The sequence below is a fragment of the Ramlibacter monticola genome, assembly GCF_016722785.1.
Classification (GTDB): domain Bacteria; phylum Pseudomonadota; class Gammaproteobacteria; order Burkholderiales; family Burkholderiaceae_C; genus Ramlibacter; species Ramlibacter monticola.
On record NZ_JAEQNE010000011.1, the window covers coordinates 77,579 to 97,723 of the forward strand.

General features: G+C 62.9%; 16 protein-coding genes. 1 reads left to right on the forward strand and 15 read right to left on the reverse strand.

From position 1 onward, the window contains the following. Positions 1 to 104: 104 nt before the first annotated feature. Positions 105 to 275 (reverse strand): LysM peptidoglycan-binding domain-containing protein, encoded by a 171-nt coding sequence (locus tag JJ685_RS30335; protein WP_201677687.1) that lies wholly within the window; start codon positions 273 to 275, stop codon positions 105 to 107. A gap of 520 nt (positions 276 to 795) precedes the next feature. Beyond that, positions 796 to 1,749: a class I SAM-dependent methyltransferase gene (locus JJ685_RS28050; protein ID WP_201677688.1), complete on the reverse strand. Its 954-nt coding sequence runs from the start codon at positions 1,747 to 1,749 to the stop codon at positions 796 to 798. 370 nt (positions 1,750 to 2,119) lie between these two features. Between JJ685_RS28050 and JJ685_RS28055 the strand changes: the two genes are divergently transcribed. Beyond that, a complete protein-coding gene (locus JJ685_RS28055; protein WP_201677689.1) occupies positions 2,120 to 2,911 on the forward strand; it encodes a class I SAM-dependent methyltransferase in 792 nt (263 codons plus the stop codon). A gap of 88 nt (positions 2,912 to 2,999) precedes the next feature. On the opposite strand, the gene JJ685_RS28060 is transcribed toward JJ685_RS28055, so the two are convergent. The 13 genes from JJ685_RS28060 to JJ685_RS28120 form a co-directional block, all read right to left on the reverse strand. Then, a complete protein-coding gene (locus tag JJ685_RS28060; protein WP_330901866.1) occupies positions 3,000 to 4,127 on the reverse strand; it encodes a glycosyltransferase family 4 protein in 1,128 nt (375 codons plus the stop codon). Positions 4,128 to 4,200: 73 nt separating this feature from the next. Then, positions 4,201 to 6,228, reverse strand: coding sequence for an acyltransferase family protein (locus JJ685_RS30340; protein WP_201677691.1), 2,028 nt, complete (start codon positions 6,226 to 6,228; stop codon positions 4,201 to 4,203). Further along, positions 6,225 to 7,313, reverse strand: coding sequence for an acyltransferase family protein (locus JJ685_RS28070; RefSeq protein ID WP_201677692.1), 1,089 nt, complete (start codon positions 7,311 to 7,313; stop codon positions 6,225 to 6,227). The genes JJ685_RS30340 and JJ685_RS28070 overlap by 4 nt, the downstream gene beginning before the upstream one ends. 8 nt (positions 7,314 to 7,321) lie before the next feature. Then, a complete protein-coding gene (locus JJ685_RS28075; protein ID WP_201677693.1) occupies positions 7,322 to 8,377 on the reverse strand; it encodes an EpsG family protein in 1,056 nt (351 codons plus the stop codon). Next, on the reverse strand, positions 8,374 to 10,398 hold the full coding sequence (gene asnB / locus JJ685_RS28080) for an asparagine synthase (glutamine-hydrolyzing) (RefSeq protein ID WP_201677694.1): 2,025 nt from the start codon (positions 10,396 to 10,398) through the stop codon (positions 8,374 to 8,376). Before asnB ends, JJ685_RS28075 begins: the two co-directional genes overlap by 4 nt. Next, entirely contained in the window at positions 10,399 to 11,457 is a 1,059-nt protein-coding gene (locus JJ685_RS28085; protein WP_201677695.1) for a glycosyltransferase family 4 protein, read from the reverse strand. It lies immediately after the preceding gene. Then, positions 11,457 to 12,284 carry a class I SAM-dependent methyltransferase gene (locus tag JJ685_RS28090; protein ID WP_201677696.1) on the reverse strand — a complete coding sequence of 276 codons (828 nt, stop codon included), beginning with the start codon at positions 12,282 to 12,284 and terminating at the stop codon, positions 11,457 to 11,459. Before JJ685_RS28090 ends, JJ685_RS28085 begins: the two co-directional genes overlap by 1 nt. Next, positions 12,268 to 13,533, reverse strand: coding sequence for a glycosyltransferase (locus tag JJ685_RS28095; protein ID WP_201677697.1), 1,266 nt, complete (start codon positions 13,531 to 13,533; stop codon positions 12,268 to 12,270). The genes JJ685_RS28090 and JJ685_RS28095 overlap by 17 nt, the downstream gene beginning before the upstream one ends. 181 nt (positions 13,534 to 13,714) lie before the next feature. After that, a complete protein-coding gene (locus tag JJ685_RS28100) occupies positions 13,715 to 14,851 on the reverse strand; it encodes a glycosyltransferase (RefSeq protein ID WP_201677698.1) in 1,137 nt (378 codons plus the stop codon). Between the two features lie 579 nt (positions 14,852 to 15,430). Next, positions 15,431 to 16,423 carry a glycosyltransferase gene (locus JJ685_RS28105; protein ID WP_201677699.1) on the reverse strand — a complete coding sequence of 331 codons (993 nt, stop codon included), beginning with the start codon at positions 16,421 to 16,423 and terminating at the stop codon, positions 15,431 to 15,433. Next, a complete protein-coding gene (locus JJ685_RS30525; RefSeq protein ID WP_201677700.1) occupies positions 16,417 to 17,508 on the reverse strand; it encodes a class I SAM-dependent methyltransferase in 1,092 nt (363 codons plus the stop codon). Before JJ685_RS30525 ends, JJ685_RS28105 begins: the two co-directional genes overlap by 7 nt. 66 nt (positions 17,509 to 17,574) lie before the next feature. Continuing rightward, on the reverse strand, positions 17,575 to 19,002 hold the full coding sequence (locus tag JJ685_RS28115; RefSeq protein ID WP_201677701.1) for an oligosaccharide flippase family protein: 1,428 nt from the start codon (positions 19,000 to 19,002) through the stop codon (positions 17,575 to 17,577). Between the two features lie 92 nt (positions 19,003 to 19,094). Next, positions 19,095 to 20,141, reverse strand: coding sequence for an NAD-dependent epimerase/dehydratase family protein (locus JJ685_RS28120; RefSeq protein WP_201677702.1), 1,047 nt, complete (start codon positions 20,139 to 20,141; stop codon positions 19,095 to 19,097). Positions 20,142 to 20,145 lie beyond the last annotated feature (4 nt).

Consider the following 20,145-nt stretch of genomic DNA (forward strand, 5'->3'; position numbering starts at 1 on the left):
TCTCAAGATGCCCGGCCGAACCCGATGGCGGAACGCCTTGCGAAGTCGTCGTTGGTGATCCCGCCGGGAGAGCGACTCGGCCACTGGCGATCGGCGCCCGGCAGCTAGCCCGGGCAGGGCACCGGAAGGGTCAGCCGCGCTCCCGGTTCCAGGCCGTTTTCCGCCAGGTCGAGCCACTCCCGGTTCGCGATGCGGATCTGCTGCCACTTCGTCGCATCGCCGAGTTCCGCTGCCGCGATGCTCTCCAGCGTTTCGCCCGCCTTGAAGACGTGCACGCGGTGGCACGACGTTCGGGTCCCTTGCGTCCTGTCCGCCGCCGCAGTGGGAACGGCAAGTGGCGTCGGTTCGGTGCTCCGGCCCCACTGACCTCGCAAACTATCGGCTGGTACGGCAGGAAGGGGGCAGGTCACTTACGGTCCAACATCGTCCGAGCTGATCCATTGACAGTCAAAGCTACACCGGCGCACATTTCCGGGAACACCAGCAGAAAACCCGGCCTCGGACCCCGTGTGTTCCCCGGTTGTCCCGCGCAATATTTCGAATGCTCACTGACAAGCGGTGCAAGAACACGGTCTGTCCCCCCGAGAAGAATCGCGTCCGGATCACTGACTCCGGAAGCCTGTATCTCGAGGTGAGTCCTGGGGGATCTAAGCGGTGGGTCTGGAAGCCCCACGAATTTCCGCCCGGCACCCGGGCCCGCCGAATCCATCCGGCCAACCCCAGTTGGCGAGCCGATGGAGCTCACGGCGCGGGAGACAAGAGTCTGTCGGCTCCGGATGCAAGGGGTGATTCATCCTACCCAGCCCGGACGGGCACATCGCTGTACGGTCTCTTCCTCAGCCATACGGTGAGCTGCATCCCCGTTTGCGTGGCACGCATGTACGAACGCAGGAGCGGGTGGAGGAACCCCGGCACGTTGTAGAGCGTGCATACCTCGATCCGGTGCTGCACCACCTCATAGCCCACTCGCTGCGCATGCTTGCGGAACGACTCCGGGGTGAACGAGTACAGGTGGTACGGCGGATGCATCGGGCTCAGGTTGCTGACGTAATTCAGGCCGTGCGCGAAGAAGAACAGGTTGGCGAGCTTGTCCACCACCCATCGCGACGAAGGCACTTCGGCCTGCATCACTCCGCCCGGCTTGAGCCACTGCATGGCACGCGCAATACATCGCCCGGGCTCCTGCAGGTGCTCCAGCACGGCGCCAAAGGTGACCAGGTCGAAGGTATCGGCTGCATAGGTCGCATCCTCGACGCTGGCGAGTTGCAACCGGTCGGCCGCGATGCCCATTCGCTCGATGGCTCTGGCGCGAAAGGTCTCGGATGGCTCGATTCCGCAAACGTCGAACCCCGCGCGCGCCAGTGCGGTCATGCCCATTCCGAGCCCGGCGCCGACGTCCAGGGCGGTCATCCCCGGACGGAATCGGATGAGAGCCTTTGCCTCCGAGATTTCCCGCACAAAGTAGGAATCGGGCACTTCCCACTGGGCCGGATTGGTCCAGTAGCTCTCGGGTGGGACGCCGTAATGGTCCGACAGGTTCGCGGGCTTCGGCCGTGGATCCGCGAACACCAGCTCGCAGTCGAGGCATTTCTTGATTCCGACGGCGATTCCGGACACGGCGCGCGGGCTTCGGCCCTGGCTACGGTTGAGACGCATGCCGAGCAGCTTGTGCCGGTGGGAACCGCACATCTCGCATTCGCTGAGCGGGATGAACTCGTACCTGAGGACGGGCTGGGCGGAACCGACCATGAACGTACTCCCCAAGGAGGGTTGCTGCACTTGAGCGGCGCACCGCGTCAGTGCTGCGCGTGTCCGGACAACGCGAGGACGCGCCTCAGGCTGACCTGCGGACAGCCCTGGCCCCTTCGCAAGGCGAGCAGCTTAACCGGCCTCGCCGTTCCGGCGAAAGACTTTCGTGCGCGCCCGAGTTGCCTCCATTGCGCCGCACGCATGTTGCGGGACAGTGGCGACCGCCGCTGGAGGTTCGCAATCGCGCGCATCGGTCGGCGCATCGAGTCGCGGGCCTCGTCCACAGGATCTGGGGGGCACGCTACAAACCCGCATCCCGCTTTTCATCGTTCGCGCTATAACCAGCGCTTTCCGCCCAAAGGGGAACCCCATGGACAGTGCGGCCCTCATCGAGCACAACATCCGCGCGCATGATCGCGTCGCAGACAGCTACGCCGCGGAGCACGGGGAGATCTACAACCCCATCGAGCAGGCAAGGTTGCGCGCTACTCTCGCCGCAGCCCTGGGGGAGGTTCGATCGGGCGGCTTGCGAGCGCTCGACTTCGGCGCCGGCGCTGGCAACCTCACGGATCACCTCGTGGCGTTGGGCGCGCAGGTAAGGGCAGCGGACGTATCCCCCGAATTCCTGCGCCAGCTTTCCGCCAGAGGCATCGCTGCCGCCCAGCTCAACGGTGAGGACCTGCGCGAATTCGCCGATGCAAGCTTCGATTTCGTGGGGACCTATTCGGTGCTTCACCACGTGCCGGATTACCTGAAGGCCGTGCGCGAGATGGCCCGGGTGTTGCGCCCGGGCGGGATCCTCTACATCGATCACGAAGTGGCTCCGGGCTATTGGGCGCCGAGCGACGCCTATCGGGCCTATTGGGCGGAGTTCGCGCCGCCCCGCTCGTTCGGAACCCGCCTGCTCAATCTCACCAGGCCCAGCTGGTACGTCATGCGCATGCGACTGCTGCTGAATCCTCGCTACAAGCCTGAAGGTGACATCCATGTCTGGCCGGACGATCACATCGAGTGGAACTGGATCGAAGAGGCCGCGGCATGCGAGGTGCTGCAGCGCACCGACTACCTGCTCTGCAGGCGCGATTGTCCGCAACATCTCTACGAGCGATACAAGGATCGCTGTGCGGACGTGCGGGTTATGGTTGCGCGCAAGCCTGGCTAGCTGGGCCGAGGGCCTGAACGCCACTGACGCACACCCGGGGCCGGGAGCCGAAAGGCGTTGACCGGCATCGACGAACTCCTTCGCCGTGTCACATGCTGGGGATCAGCTCGCGATAGACGGCTAGCGTCCGGTCGATGACGCTGCGTTCCTCGAACTGCGAAAGCGCCTTGGAGCGCGCGGCGGTACCCAGCCGCCTGCGGAGTTCTGCATCCTCCTTCAACCTGGCGATCGCATCCGCCAAGGCTGCCGGGTCCTTCGCCGGCACCAGCAGGCCGTCTACGCCATCCGTCACCACCTCCCGGCAACCCGGCACGTTCGTGGTCACAAGCGGCAGCGCGCACGCGGCGGCCTCGATCAGTCCCTTGGGAAGGCCCTCGCGGTAACTCGGGAGCACCACGGCATGCACCGAGTGGAACAGCGCCGGCATGTCCTTCACGTGCCCCAGCCATTGAACCAGCCCTTCTCCCACCCAGGCGCGGATGGTGCGCTCCGGAACGGTGGCGGGATTGCCGGGGTCCGGCTCGCCGGCGAGGAGAAATTCGACATCGATCCCGCGGCTTCGCAGCATGCGCGCCGCATCGACGTATTCGGAGATTCCCTTGTCCCAGAGCATGCGCGCCGGGAGCACGACGCGGAACCGGCCTGCGCTTTCGCTGCCCGGCGCGGTCGGGACGAAGCGGCTGCAGTCGACGCCCGAACCAGGGATCAGGCGCACGTGTTCCGGCTTGACCAGGCGTGCGTGTGCGAACAGGTCCACATCATCGGTGTTCTGGAGGATCAGGCGGGCACCTTCGCCCTCCAGCGCGTAGCGGAAAAGCCGGCGGAGCACGGGCCGCAGCGCCAGCGCGCGCAGGTCGTTGCTCGTGAACACATAGCCCATGCCGGCCACGGCGTTCACGCGGGCGGGGATGCCTTCGAGGCGGGCGGCGATCGACCCGTACACCGCGCACTTGATGGTGAAGCCATGGACGAGGGCGACGTGCTCGCGCCTGATCAGGCGACGCAGCCACTGGACGAGCGCGAGTTCGCGCAGGGGATTCAGGCTACGGCGCATCATGGGAGCGGCTTCCCATCGGTATCCGAGATCTCGCAGCTTCTCCCCGAAAGCGCCCGGCGGAGAGAGCAGCAGGACCTCGTGCCCCGCTTCGCGCAGGGCGTGCGCGAGCGATTGACGGAAGTTGAAGAGGTACCAGTCGGTGTTCGCGAACAGAAGCACTTTCAAGGGACCGTCCTTGTCCTCGCGGGCCGCACAGGATACATGAGAGCTTCGCGCGCCGGTGCCGTCATTCCTATTGCACGCCGGCTCGTGCCCTCGATCCGGAATCGATGTCGTCGAGGAGCACGCGCCGCACGTGCTCTTCGAGGTACATCGCACCGGCGACGCTCAGGTGATGGGAATCGCGGTACAGCGAGTTTCCCTGCGCGAAATACACGCAATCCGTCTGGCACAACCAGGCTACGGGATCGGCGAGGCGCACGCCGATCATGTTCATCGCGTAGAACTCCTTGTGCATGACCCGCTGCGCTTCCGACGTGGTGTGGAGATGCCTCCGGCCTGAAACGAGCTCGAGCGCCTTGACCAGCGGAACGTTGGCTTCGTACACGGGCACGGGTCCGAAAAGGACCACCCGCCTGCCGTCGAGTCCCAGCTGGTCCAGGGAGCTTCTGAGGCTGCTCCTGGTGACCACGGGCGGAATCGCAGACGAAAGTACGGAGGCCGCTTTCCCACCCCGTTCCGGCACGAAATAGGCCCGCCAGTGTGCAGCGACCGCGACGGTCCGCAGTTCAGGATGATCCCTGAGGTACTGGTGAATCTCGGAGGCGTAGCGTGCGCACGCGTTCGGAACCCCCTCACGGAAATCCAGCACCGGAGGGCAGGCCGACCGGGTCGCAAGGATCGCCGCGATTCCCCTCTCCTTCAGCAGCTTGTCGATGACCGGCGCCCAGGCAAGCAGGTGGCTGTCGCCCCAGAGCAGCACGACGGGCACTGTTGCAGCGCCGATGTGGCAAGCCCTGGACATCTCTAGGCCGTCGCACGCCACGAAGGGGATGTTCGGCGCTCTCTGCGCATCGAGTGACGCGACCTCCCTGGTAAAGCGCTTCGAGTGCCCGTTGCGCAACAGCCCCGCAACGCTGACGGCGCATAAGAGGATCGAGATGGCCGCGGTTGCTTGCACGATGGTCTTCCTGCTCACGCCACGGCTGTCCTTCGAAATCGGCTTCTTCCTGAATGGCTGCTCGACATAGCGGTAGGAGAGGGTCGCCACCAACAGCGAACCGACCAGCAGCGGCACGAAGAAGCGTTCCGCAGGTTCCATTCCGGCGGCATAGCGCGTGAAGACGATCAGCGGCCAGTGCCAGAGATAAAGGGAATAGGAAATGAGGCCGATGAAGACGAACGGCCTCAAGGCCAGGAGCTGCGTGATGGCAGTCGGGCCGGAGGAGCCTGCGTGGATCAGGGCGGCCGTGCCGATCACCGGGGGCAGCGCCGAGAGCCCGGGAAATGTGGTGGTAGGGCCATACATCGCACACGACGCGAGGACCGCGGCAAGCCCCGCGAACGCCAGCAACTCACGAGCCCAGCGGTTGCTGGCGAGCGGCACCGCGCCGTACGCAAGCAATGAACCGCAGAGGAGCTCCCAGGCGCGCGAGGGCGACAGGAAGAATACGGCGACGCTTTTCGTCCCGACGAATGCGGCGGCCAGCGCAAGCGATACCAATGCGGCAACGGCAAGTACCGAGGTCACGCGGCGGGGAAGCCACTTGTGCAGCGCGAGCAGCAACAGGGGGAACAAGAGGTAGTACTGCTCCTCCACCCCCAGGGACCACGTGTGCAGGAGAGGGTTGATCCCCGCGTTTGTCGCCGAGAAGTATCCGCGCGCCGTCTGACTCCAGAAGACGATGTTGGACGAGAAGAACACGGTCCCGATGGCGGCCCGCAGCGTTCCGACCAGGTCGCTCGGCAGGAGGAGCACGTGCGCAACGAGCAACGTGACAAGCAGGGCCGCGAACAACGCGGGGAAGATGCGCCGCGCGCGCCGTTCGTAGAACCGGGAGAAGCGGAACGTGCCCTCGAGGATTTCCCGGTGCACGATGCTCGTGATCAGGAAGCCGGAGATGACGAAGAACACGTCCACGCCTACATAGCCGCCGGGGACGTCTTCCGGCAGCAGGTGGTGCAGGAGCACGGACATGACGGCGATTGCGCGCAGGCCGTCGACGTCGGGGCGGTATTGGTCGGCCCCTGCGTGTTGCGAGGCCGCCGCGTCGGCCCATGTTCCGGCCGGCGCTGCAAACGAGGGCGGGGTCGAGGTCACACCACGCTCCGCATCGCCAGCCCGGCGCGCATCTGGCTGGCAATCGAGCGTCCCAACCGGATCAACGGGTGCTCAAAGAACCTCCAGGACAGCTCGGCCAGTGCGAGTGTCACTGCCATGGCCAGCAGGAACACTCCCCAGAAACCGATGGATGCGCACAGGTCCCGAAAGTACGGGTGCGTGAGAGCGCCGACGACGAAGACGTGGAACAGGTAGATGAAATAGGAACGCTGGCCGACGAACGCCATGAAGCGGATCAGAGGCGACGCACTTCGCTCCTCGCGCACGAGGTATGCAGTGAGGAGCGTGATCGTCAAGGGCAGCACCGTATAGCCGAGGGTCGCGACGGACTTGCTGTATTGCCCCAGGCTGTGCAGCCAGAGGTACACGGCGGCGAGCGCCGCCAGGACCACCGGCAGCCAGCGCTTGCGCGGCTTGAAATACCCTAGCGCAAGCAGCCCGCCGAACGCAATGGAATCCACCCGCAGCGGGGGAAAGTAGTACACGTCCTGGACTCGAATCCCTCCTCCCAGCACGAGGACGGCGCGGAGCGCGAGGGCAGCGAACAGGGCGGAAAGCAGCAGGACGGCAAGGCGACGCCGCCACAGCATGGCGGCGAGTCCGAGCGCCACGTAGGCAAACTCTTCGACCGAGATGGACCACGTGATCAGGTACGGGATGTTCTCTGCGCCGAGGATCGGCACGGCCCACCCGGTGAGGAGCAGGGCGTTCCAGACGAGCAGGGCCAGATCACGATCCGAACCCTGCAGGATGCTGAGGACGAGATAGACAGACAGGGCTACGATATAGAGGGGTAGGATGCGGAACGCGCGCCTGATGAAGAACGAGCGCGTGGAGCCCGGGCCCGTCGATCGCACTAGGATTCGGGTGATGAGGAATCCACTGATCGCGAAGAAGATGTCGACGCCGCTCCATCCGATGGCCTGCAGGAATCCACCGAGCGCTCCCGGAGAAAGCGAAGGGAAGCGGAACCCGACGTGGTGCAGGATGACCAGGGAGATGGCCACGCACCGTGCAACGTCCAGAAGCTGGTATTCCCGGCTGGAGTCGACTCGTTCGGTCATGGCACGGCTCACACCTGTTGCAGAAGGACGTTGCTGTACGGCTTGTGGTTGTATGCATGGTTCGCAAACGTCAGCCAGCCTGCCAGCATGACGGCTCCGTAGACGACGACGACCCATCGGAGCAGCGTCTTCATCTCGGCGGTATTGCCCATCTCGGGGATCGTCGAAAGGACGCACAGGGAAACCGGGTACAGGTAGAAGGAAAGCCTGGATGCCGCCACAGAAAACTCCATCCCGATGACAAGGAGCACCAGCGATGCGAGGGCCATCGCTACCGTGAAATTCCATTGGGGGATCAGCTTCCACAGCTTGCGTCCGCTGAGAAGCAGCACGAGAGCGGGAATCGCGTTGAGCAGGATGTGCTGCGTCGCGCCGGCGGCATGGTTGATTTCCGTGTCCCCGATGTAGGTGACTGCATATCTGCTGAAGGACTGCGATTCGGAAACGTAGTAGCCCAGTACTCCGAAGGCAGTGATTCCGGCGATCACCTTCTTCGCCCGCGAAACCCGGGCTTCCAGCACGAAGAGGAGTAGGAAGATCGCCGCACTCGAATGCAGGCTGGCCGCCACGGCGATGATCGCGAGTCTCACTGGGGTGCTGCTCTTCTCCCACGTTGCGAGGAGATAGAGCGTCACGCCGACGGCCGCGGCCTGGCGGTTGGCGCTCATGCCGACCACGATGACGAGGAAGGGGAGCGCACTGTACAAGGCCAGCCAGGGACTCGGCATCCGGCGGCAGTAGCAGAAGACGCCGTAAAGGAAGATGGCTGTGGTGACCAGGTTGGCTCCATACACACCGAACCCGGCTTCAACCGACGCCCAGAGGATCACGAAGAACAGCGGATCTCCCAGCACGAGCGCATTCGCGAGGGGCTCACCATCGAGCCTCTGCGCCAGCTGGACGTACCCTTCCCAGTCGGACCCCACGCGGTACCGGAGGCCCACGAACAGGACAAGAATCACGAAGATGAGAACCCATCCCACCCTTGGGCTCCGGGACTGCTGGATCAATGCCGGAACGGCCGCCACACACAGCATGAGGAAATAGGGAAGCGTTTCGGTCATGGGTGGCAGCGATTTTCAGTGATCCAGGCCTGGAACATCAGGACGGTCCAGATGCTGGAGGTATGGTCCCTGACGCCGGAGACGTGTTCCTTCCAGCGCTGGCGGATCGGCTCCGGACGGAACATGGCGTCCGCTTTCAGGCGGTCGGTCGAGAGCAGGCTTTCGGCCCACGGGCGGAGGGGGCCCCGGATCCACTCCCCTACGGGGATGCCGAATCCCGACTTCGGCCGCTCGATGAGGGCGGGGGGAACATGTCGGTAGAGGAGTTGCCGCAGCGCCCACTTCCCCTGTTGCTCGCGGATCCTCATCCCGAGGGGCAGGCGCCAGGCGAGTTCGACGACCCGGGGGTCGAGGTACGGCACGCGGGTCTCCAGGCTCGTTGCCATCGCTGCACGATCGACCTTGCAAAGGATGTCGTCCGGCAGGTAGGTCATGCTGTCGCGGTACATCATCCGCAGTTCGGGCTCGTTCACTCCTGCTTCGGGAAGCGGATCGTGCAGCGTGCTGCGCGGCTCCTCGAGCGGGTCGGCGGACTGCACGAGGCTCGCGGGATCCTCCCATTCGGAGACCAAGCCCAGGTACAGGTCATCCAGGCTCCGCGCGTGCTTCAGCTTGCTCGCCAGCTTGTGCATCTTGTGGCCGACGTGGGCGACACCGTGCGCACCCGGGAGCACCGCGTTCGCCGACCTGCCCACCGCGTTCCACGCCGAGACCGGAACCCTGGCGATGACTCCGCCAAGCGCCTGGCGCGCCTGGTAGGGCATCCAGGAAAGGCGGTTCCAGATCCTCGGCCCCCAGATGTAGCGGTTGTACCCGCCAAACACCTCGTCGCCCGCGTCCCCGGAAAGGGCAACCGTCACGTGCTGCCTGGCGGCACGACATACGAGATAAGTGGGTATCTGCGACGAGTCCGCGAAGGGCTCGTCGTACATCGACGGGAGACTGGGGATCACCGCTCGCGCCTCCGCGGCACTGACGAACAGCTCGGTATGCTGGGTCCCCAGGTGCTCCGCTACAGCGCGTGCGTGGCGGGACTCGTCGTACGCGACTTCCTCAAAGCCGACCGTGAAGGTCCTCACGGGCTGCGAGGCTTGCCGCTGCATCATCGCTGCGATGGCGGAGGAGTCGACGCCGCCGGAAAGAAACGCTCCCAGTGGAACGTCCGCCAGGGACTGCGCCTTGACGGCCTCGGAGAGGCTCGCCTCCAGCATGGACACGGCCTCCTGCTCGTCCCTGATCGGGTCTCTCGAAGCTCTCGCAACGACTTCGCCCAGCGACCACCAGCGCTCGATCGAGATGCTCTGGTAGCGTTCACCCGGTCTCAATGGCTCCTCGGGCGCAGTGGCGGGAGGGGGGCCGTCGATCCGCAGCAGGCAGCTCGGTTCCAGCTTGAAGATGCCTCGATGGATGCTGCGCGGCGCCGGGATGACGCTGAAGCGCAGGAACTGGGTCACGGCACGACGGCAGACGGCGTTGTCGAATCCCGGGTACGCGCGGAGCGCCTTCAGTTCCGAGGCGAACAAGAAGACAGGACGCGTGGCACTGCTCGTCCAGCCGTAGTACAGGGGCTTTTCCCCGAACCGGTCCCGCGCGAGCCACAGGCGGCGCTCGGTGCGATCCCACACCGCGATTGCGAACATGCCGATGCTCTTCGTCAGGGTTTGGCGCAAGCCCCAGTGCTCGATCGCCGCCAACAGCGTTTCGGTGTCCGAATGCCCGCGCCACACGGGGGCTGCACCCGCAGCCGCAAGCTGCTCACGTAGTTCGAGATGGTTGTAGATCTCGCCGTTGAAGCTCACTACGTAGCGACCCGTGTGCGACGCCATCGGTTGGTGGCCTGCTGCGGAGAGATCCACGATGGCGAGCCGCCGGTGGACCAGGGCGACGCCCGCATCGGGATCGAACCAGGTCCCTGCGTCGTCTGGCCCCCGGTGTGCGAGGGCCGTCGCCATGCGCAGCGCAACCTGCTCCCGCTGACCGGAAGGAAGGGCACGATCGATGAAGCCCGCGACTCCGCACATCTATCGACCTCCCGCCGTCTCGCGCAGCGCGTCAACCAGGATCGGAAGATTGACGGAAAGCGCGTATTGCCGCAGTACCCTGTCCCGCCCCGCTTCGCCCATGAGCCGCCGCTGGCCCGGGTTGTCGCGAAGACAGCGCAGGGCATGCGTCCACTCTTGTGCCGTCGCGGCGAGCAGGCCGCATTCCCTTGTCACCACGTCGTTGTTGGCCCCGACGGGAGATGCAACGACGGGAACGCCGCAGGCCATGTACTGAATGAGCTTGAAAGCGCACTTCGCGCGCGACCACTCGTCGTCGAGCAAGGGCATCAGACCGACGTCGAACGAGTTGATCATGGCCGCTTCCTCCGACTCCTTCCAGGGGATTTCCACCAGCTGGGCCGCGGGAATGGCAGGTGCTGGCCCTCCTATGACCACCAGCCGCACAGGACCCTCCTGCGCCAAGGCCGAGATGGGTTCGACGAGTTCCCGCAAGTACACGGAAGTGGAGGGTGAGCCGATCCATCCGATGGTGAACGGAGATCCGCCGCGCAGGCGCGGGTCGGGAACGTAGCGGGTCGTGTCCACTACGGTAGGAAGGAAGCGGACGTGGCGATTGTGGTGTGCCGCGTAGTCGTGCAACGCGCGGCTGCCCGCCGTGACGACCGCGGCGCGACCCACGAACTCGTCGAATTTCGCGCCCAGGAATGGCTTGGCGAAGCTGAGGCGCCCGGTGCGGTAGCGCAGGTAGAAGGCGTCGTCGAAATCGTAGAGGTAGGGCTTGCGCACCAAGGCGGCCTCCAGTCCGCCGGGCAGGAGCGGGAACAGCTCGCAGTGCACCATGGCCGCATCGTAGGAGCGGGCGTCGACCAACTGGGTCAGGCGACTGAAGGCGGCCTTCCCCAGTTCGCACACGGGCCAGCCGCCCCCTGCAAACCGCCTGCGAAGGTACTCGTCCCCGAGCAGCGACTGGATGCGCAACTCGATGCCGGCACGCGCAAGCCCTTCCGTGTACTGCGCCATGCGGTGGCGAGTACTAGCGGCGAGCGGCCCATACAGGGCGAGGCCCAGGACGCGCATCACACCTTTCTTCCCACTGCGCACCAGTACGGCTGCCGCTCGGAAAACTCGATGTCGCGCAGCCCTGCGGACGCCATCATCTCCCGAATCTGCGTCCTGGAGAACCTCCGTTCGAGCGGGGTTCCGAAGCGGTCGCGCGAGTCGGTGCGCATCGTGTAGAAGCTCCTGCGTCGGTAGTACGACAGGGGAAAGCCGGCTACGGGGATGCCCAACCGTTCCGCCAGCATGGCAAGCCGCGCCAGCGGCAGGTACGCACCGACGGCGATCAGGTCCGTGATCAGGTGCTTCGGTCCTGGGGGCAGGCGGCAAATGAAGAGACGCAGGAGGTCCGACGCACGCCAGAGCAGCCGGTAGCCGAGCGAGCGGTTGTCGAACGCGTAGTAGAGATACAGGAGCAAGGGCGCACCAGGTTTCAGCTTGCGCGCACAGGCCTGTATGGCGGCCGAAGTATCCGGAACGTGGTGCAGGACGCCTAACGAGTAGCCGAAATCCTGCGAGCCGTCGGACAGTGGATTGTCTGCCACCGATGCCCGGTGGAACGTCACGTTCGCTCGGGCCCCGAGCGCTTTTCGCGCGACTTCCAGAGCCTCGGAGGGATCGATGCAATGCAGCCGGCCCACCCTCGGCGCAACGAACGCCGCCCACCTGCCGGAACCGCATCCCATGTCGAAACCCTCTGCATCCGGTGGAAGCTCGTGCCAAGGGAACACCGCGAAGTACTCGTAGAAGATCGACGAGGCCTCGTCCCTTGGCATCGAGGTCTGATCGAACCGTTGCCATTCGTCGCCGAAGGCGTCCACGGTGCGCTGGTCAAGGTTGTCGTTCATGGATACGGCGGTTCTGGTGGAGGGATGCACTGACGCTGCGGTAGACGGCTGCGTACCGGGCGACGCCTTCCTCGAGCGCAAAGCGCCTTTGCGCCGCGTCCCGGCATCTCAGCCCGATGTCGCGCTCCTGCAGGAGACGAAGGAGGCGCTGTAGCCCTTCGTCGATGGCGGAACGCTCGAAGCTCGCCACGGCGACGCCGACGCGGTCTTCCTCGAGGATGCGGGCCATGTCGCCCACGCCCTGGTTCGACAGACACGGAATTCCGCATCCCAGCAACTCGCCCAGCTTGGTGGGAGCCGATGCCTGCTTCGAGTAGACGGGTTTCACGAAGAACACGCCGGCCCGGATCCTGCTCATCTGGGAAGGCATATCCTCGTGCGAGGCGCTGCGCAGTTCCACGCAGGAAAGCGGCAGGCCTGCTGCCGCCAGGCGATCGCGGATATAGTCGTGCTCACCGCGGTTCACGATGAGAAAGCGCGCCGTCGGGTCCGCGGCGCGCATCGCGGCGAAACAGGCGACCGCTGCATCGAAGTCATACCAGGTGCCGGCGCTGCCCACGTAACCCAGCGCGAATTCGCGCGGGATCGACGGCAGGGGGCGGAACCGGTCCAGATCGGCGCAGGTGGGAATCACCGTGATCGCCGGCGAGCGCCGGGCGAGATAGGGGAAGCGCCGCAATTCCTGCTCGCCGGCATGCGTGAGCGACACCACGTGGTCCGCATGCGACAGGAACTGCCGCTCGAACCACTTGGCTACGCGGAAAATCCGGGCTTCCCGGCGCCAAAGACCACCGTCCACGCGCTCGTCGGCCCAGAGGCCGCGCATGTCGAAGATGAAGCGGGCGCCAGTCACGAGCTTTAGGACGAGGGCGATGACGGCGGCCACGTAGCTGCGGGCATGCACGATGAATAGGCGGTGGCGCATCACGAGGAAGAGCCCGAGGCCGGTGCCAATCATGATGTCCCAGGCCGTGGCCAACGTGCTCGGAGACTTGTGATACCGCAACGGATGCCAGTGCACGCCGCACGCGGCCAGTTCGCGCTGCGTGCCTTGGCGCCGCACCGCATCTGCCCAGTCGGCGCGCTTCTCGTAGCTGATGAGATGCATTGTCCGGGAGGCCGAGAGTTGTTTGAGGTAGGCGAGTACCTGCGACTGGCCGAGCGGTTCGAGCATGCCGTCGTACGAGACATAAAGGACGCGTTCGTCCTGGTCGATCGGGTGCTTTGAGGAAGGGCAGAGGTTCGTCATGTCAGCCCACTTTTTTTCGGGACCATCAAGCTATCGGTTCGATCCACGAGGGCAGCAGCACTCCGTTGCGCGCGCTATGTAAGGTGGAAAAGCTGAATGGCCAGCGTTCCACCGGGGCCTGAACAAACCGAACAAAGACGACGCAGCTCCTCGTCGTCTTGAGCAGACCCCTCTCTAATCATCAGCCAAGTCCTTTCGCAAAGTACCGAAGGTATTCTTCTGAAATTGTCGGCACGGCAAAGGCCAGAGCCCGCTTCCGCAGCAGCTCGCGGTCATGCCGTGCGCCAAGATGTGCCTCTATGGCCTGTGCCAAAGCAGCTGGATCTCCTAGTCGAACCAAGCGCCCGAATCGGCCACCTTCGAGAATTTCGGACGGACCGCTAGGGCAATCCGTACTGACGACCGGTACTCCGCACTCAAGGGCTTCGACGAGAACATTGCCGAAACCCTCCCACTGGGAGGAGCAAACGAACAGGTCCGCGCTGCGAAACCAAGGATAAGGGTCCGCGACGAACCCGGGCATGGAAATGCGGTCAGCAATGCCGAGTTCGGCGGCCTGTTGCTCGAGCTGCGGGCGAAGCTTGCCCTCTCCGAGGATAACCAGGCGAGCACCAAGCTCCAGTGGGAGTTGGGCAAAGGCCTTCAGCAATGTGGCATGATCCTTCGCCGGCTTGAGATTGCCGACGGTGAGAATGCGCTGGCGACAACGCTCGCCCCACAGGGAGTTCACGGTCGCATTACTTTCCCGACGCGGCGACACGCCCGTGGCCGTCGGGTTGTAAATAACGTTAACGTGGCGCGCCTGCAGGTGCGCAAGTTGCAGCATGTCGTTCTTCACGCCTTCCGAGACGGCGATTACGCCTGTGGCTAGCGGATAGGTCAGGCCCATGCTGGCGCCAAGAAGCGAAAGGGGCACGTGTAAATCGCGCACGCAAGATGTGCTGAGGTGGCTGTGGTCGCTTAAGAATAGGCGTCCTCGGCGCCCGGAAAGCAGCCAAGCCGCGACGGCGGCCGACGTGAGGGGCCAAAGGGCCGCGATTGTGTAGTCCGGATGCTCCTGGCGCAAGTAGCGGCGCAAGGGTAGGATGGCCTCTCTGATCCGGTCGGCGCTGAGGTCGATGACCCGAATTCGGGAAGAAACGAGCGGGAGCAACTCCCCTTTTTTGCGCATCAGCACGAAGTCGACCGCGTAACCGCGTCGGATCCAATCATGCGCCAAATTCAGGTGCAGGCGTTCGGCGCCCCCCCCGTGTAGCGTCGGCAGCACAATGGCGATGCGAGCATTCGCCGCGGGCACCGCGGCACCGGAGAGCTTCATGCGAGTTGCCCTCTATCAGGCTGCACCTCGAGCAGATGGACGCACTTCATACACTCCTTGGTTATGAAACTCATCGCAACTGAGGGGGTTGAAGGTATGCCCGCCAGGGGAAGGTCTGAACAACTGGAAAATGCGGGCTGCTTGAACTCGCGTGAGTCGCAGAACTGGTTGCGGTAGTGTCGCTCGTCGGTACAGAAGCCGCGCCGCAGCAATGTCCTAGCAATCCGTGGCGCACTGGGGCCGTCGTCTGTGGCGCGAATCCTTTCTTGCCTCCATAGGCGATCCGGTGCGGGTTCCATCCGATCCTGCATTTCCACCATACGCCCCGGGCACCCAACCGCCAGCCATCCCGACGGAATCTCTTTCGCTAGCAAGGCTGTGCGCGCCGAAGACTGCCTTGGGATGTGTAAACCGCGCAGCGCCGCGACTTCGGCGCCAAGCCAGCAGTTTCCGACGATCATGATGGGTATGGCTTCGACGCCGCTCGTGCGCACGGGGCGTCCCCTTGATGTGATGAGCGTTCCCGTAAGTGGCGAGTGAATTCGGGGCAAGGGCGGAACCCTGCACCCCTGTGACAGATCATGGTTCACTTGGCCGGTCGGTACGAACAGAAGGCCGCAGCAAATCCTTGGCAGCACTCCTGACTCCGGAAAACTGGACGTAACCACCGCGCAAGAAAAATCTAAGTAGTGGACCGAATCTGTGAATGCGGCCCTGTTTGAGGAATGATCGTCGGTGTGTCAATGCTTCCACAAACTCCTCTTCTTTCCGGATTGCAGCTCTGCCCGCATGGTGTAGATCAAATCGATTCAGAGTTCCCGCACGTTCTCGCAGCCTTTGCGTAAGTTCCCTGGAGATCTGAACTTCAACGTCCCAGCCGTCGCTGACGTCGCGGAGCCCGAAGTGCATGAATGCACTGACCCGATTTGGGATGGAAAACGTGGTGGCCAGCGGCGCTGATGTGTTGGACGAATGGCGTCTGTACAGTTGGTGAACCTCTGGCACGACCTGCCGCGTCCCCAGCTCAACGGCTACCTTGTGTATCCAGGCATCGTATGCGAGCAGATGGTTCGGGAAGGGATTTAAGAGCTCCAAAAATTCCCTGCGTACGGCCGTGCAACATCCTGCGCTGATCCAAGTTTCCTTGAAGCCAAGAGTCCTTGTATTGCCCATGATGGTTCGGCCTGTGCGAGTTAGGTTGGCATCCGTGATCTCTTGGTCATTTAGTACCACCATCGCCTTGCACTGGGCGAGAGCGCCTAGTACTGAGGCAGTCTTTTTCGGGAGCCAGACATCATCCTGATCTGAGATAAAGATTATTTCGCCAGAGCAAGAATTGAGCGCCTTCTCGAAATTGGCGGAATACCCTAACCGTCGTTCGTTCGGAATGATGCGGACGTCAAAAGGTGCATGCCGTCTGAAGCTCTGTAACACAGACATCGTATTGTCGGTGGACCGGTCGTCGCAAACGACGAGTTCCTGCGGGAGGACACGCTGATTGGCAAAGCTTTCGAGCTGATCGGGTAAATATTTTGCGCCATTGTACGTGGCCATTGCGATCGAAATTAGCATGTTGGCCTTTGGGCGGTCACGGTAAGGAATTCGCGTCGGTGCGGAGCGATGATTCGGCGTAGTCTTGCGCAAAGAGCGAGCGCCAGAATCCTGAGGGTGGGGGGGATTCCAGTTCCCCCTGCGGAGAGTACGTAACTCATCCGGTAGAGTTCCAAAGTCGGATCGTGGCGCGGCGCATTGCGAATGTGGTGGAACCCCACTTGTTGGAGCGCTTGCTTGAGCGCGGAATCCGAGAACAGTACGAGATGGCGAGGCGCCTCGATGCCACGCCAAGCCGATTGGAAAATTTGGTGACCATAGCTTTCCGAATTGGGGGTGTCGAGCCAAATAGTTCCGCCTGGTTTGAGTATTTCCCAGCAATTCCTTAACATTCCGACGGGATCATGTACATGCTCGATGACGTGGTTGAGCGTCACTACGTCGAATCTGCGGGCGGCGCCAATCTCTTCGAGACCACCGGTTATGACTTCCAAGCCTCTAGCGCGACTCATCTGGGCGGCTTTGGCATCCGGTTCCACTCCGACTACCTTCCATCCAATTGCAACCGCCCGTTGGAGAAACGCTCCGTCACCGCTTCCAATGTCTAACAGGCTGCCGCCACCGGGAGGTAGGCGAGGGAGATTCCGGTATTCGTGATGGAGCCGCGCTCGCGCGTTTGGGAGTGCGTACATCAGCCAGCCGAGGCTGCTGGCAGGTTCCTCGTCGAGACCGAATATCTGTTTCAGATATCCATTGACGAGGAGTCGCCGGAACTTTCGAACTCCGTGAAGCGTTGTAATTGGCCGCCGAGAAACGACGTCTCGATGCGTGTAGTAATGCGAGTACGCGCGATGAATGGAGCTTGGTGTGGGTCGAGGCGCCAAGTAGTTGGATCTGCACGAATGGCATTCCCACATTGTCCAAACGCCTGCTGCAACTTCGAAAGTCACATCCCGTAGCGCAGGATGCTTTATCGACCGTGCAGTGGACTGACATACCGGGCAATTGTGTACGTCTTCTGTATCGCTTTCTGCCCAGTCGCCAACATCCCTGCCCTCTGTAGGCAAGGCAATCAATGTGGTCTCCCGGGGCATCATTTCAGGCATTACTGTGTACAACGGTCATGAAGCGCATCCAGGGCTGTGCCATTCGCTAAGTGACAGTGGACGAGATTACTTCGCTCCCACCAGTCTCAACGTAGCGCTACGAATCAGGAGGCGGTCCTTGAAAGTGCAAATGAAAAGGAGGGCGGCGGGCAAGGACCAGCTAATTAGAGGCGGGGCTGCCGCAAAGGTTAGCGCCCCGGTCACCGCCACCGCCAGCAGCCATGGATACACGAACCTAGCTGTATTGAGTAATGCGGCGTTCAACCATAGAAGAAGAAAAGAGTCCAGCGCTGCCCTAGCCGCCCATGCGGCCGCTGCGCCCGCGACGCCGAAGCGTGTGACTCCTTGCCAAAGAAGCAAGAAATATATGGGGATCTCTATCAGGTAGATGACGACAATAGGCCTTGGCGAACGTGATGCAAGGTAGTTTGAGTGATACGGGACTACGATAACATTGAACCAAATCCCCAGCAGGAGGAATTCAGAAACCCAGCGAGCTTCCTGTGCGAATTCGGGCCCCATCCAAATGCGGAGAAAGGCATCCGCAAGAAGCAGCGCGGCAACTACGAGCGGTGTAATGATGGCAGTAAGAAGCGCAGAAGTGGCGGCCGCAAGGCCAGCGCCGTCAGCTAGAGAGCTAGCTGCCATCCGAGGGAAGACAGCTGAAGACACACTTCCGGTCACGATCGATAAGCGGCTCACTAGATCGAATGGGACGGCGTAATGCGCCACCGCTCTCGTTCCTGCGACTGCGCCGAGCACCAAGCGGTCGATCGTGACAAGAAGAGGGGCGAGGAAGGCCAGTATTGAGACCCATCCGCCATATGAGAGCAAATGGCTGAGATGTGCGCGCCGAATTACCGGTACACCTGCAAGTGGCACGTGACGCCTGCACAGTGCGTACAAAATGAATAAGAGCAGAAGACGCGGTGCCAACGTCGCTGGAATCAAATATGTAAGATTCCTGGACGCGACTAGCGCCACGATCAGCGGAAGCACTTGCCCTACAACACCAGCGATTACGTGCGCGATGTTCAAGCCAAAGAATTTCTCACAACCTTGCAGCGCCCCTGATAGCACCGAGCTCATCAGAAGTACAGGGAGTGCCAGACACACCCAAAAGATGGCATTTGCGATTTCAGCCCGCGTCTCGGCTGTCAACCTACTCGAAAGCTCGACGGCGTATGTGGCGGCGTTGAACACTACTACCGAGCCGCAGAGCCCCAGCAACAAGCTCGCATTTAGGGCCGTCCAGAGGAGGTTGCTCCTCTCTGCTCGCGCTTCTTCTGAGGCTCGCGCAAGGCTGCGAGTTACAGCCTTTCCAAGCCCAAGGTCCAGAAATCCGAAGTAGCCAATGAGGGTCCAGACAAGCGCCAATGCCCCGTATCGCTCCGCACCGATGGTTTCTAGATAAATGGGTAGTGTGAGCAGGGCTAACGCCATTGGCGCCGTCGCTCCCGCCAAATTTGCTGCGGTATTCTTGGCAACGCTCATTTGCCTTTGACCCTACGGCCCCTGCGAGGAGGCAGGCACATGACGATTGCCTTATCGTTAGCGAAAAAGCGACTGATTTCAAGCTCCCGAGTTTAGGTTTCAATGCTGTTGGTAGAGCGCAAGAAAGCGACATACCAAGGCATTGAGAGGTTCACGCCCTCGGCGAGTCGAAACATGCCGCGATAGCCCAGTAGCCGACGCGCCTTTCCGACATCGGCCTGCGAATGGCGGACATCTCCAGGCCTTAATTCCCGGTATTCTGGCTCCTTGCGATATGGCGCGCTATGGCTCGCGAGGCTGTCGCGCAATGCTTCGAAAAGTTCCTTGAGGGTCGTCCTGTCCCCCACCGCTACGTTGTAAATCTGATTCCGGGCTCCCTCCGAGGTGGTGGTCGCCGCTAGCAGGTTCGCCTCGACCGCGTTCTGCACAAAGCAGAAATCGCGGCTCGTTTCGCCGTCCCCGTTGATGAACACGCCCTCATCCTGGATCATCGCCGCGATCCACCTTGGGATCACGGCCGCGTACGCTCCCTCCGGATCCTGACGCGGACCGAATACATTGAAGTAGCGCAAGCCGATGCAGGAGAAGCCATAGCTTCGAGCGAACACGTCGGCGTACAGCTCGTTGACATACTTGGTCACGGCATACGGCGACAGCGGCTTGCCGATGCGGTCTTCCACCTTCGGCAGGCCGGGGTGGTCGCCGTAGGTGGAACTGCTGGCCGCATAGGTGAAGCTGCGCACCTTCGCGTCACGTGCCGCCACCAGCATGTTCAGGAAGCCGCCGATGTTGGTGCCGTCGGTGGTGATGGGGTCCGCCAGCGAGCGCGGCACCGACCCGAGCGCTGCCTGGTGCAGCACGTGGTCCACGCCCTCGACGGCCGCGCGGCAGTCGTGAAGGTTGCGGATATCGCCCTGGAGGAAGCGGAAGCGGTCCCACTGCGCCGGCGCCAGCAGCGAGCGCACCTCGTCGAGATTGCGCTGGTGCCCCGTCGCGAAGTTGTCCAGCCCGACCACACGCTGGTCGAGCTTCAGCAGCGTCTCGAGCAGGTTCGAACCGATGAAGCCGGCGCAGCCCGTGACCAGCCAGGTCCGGGGTGTGTGCGGCAGGTGTGCGAGTAGTTCTTCGTAGGCTGTCATTCCG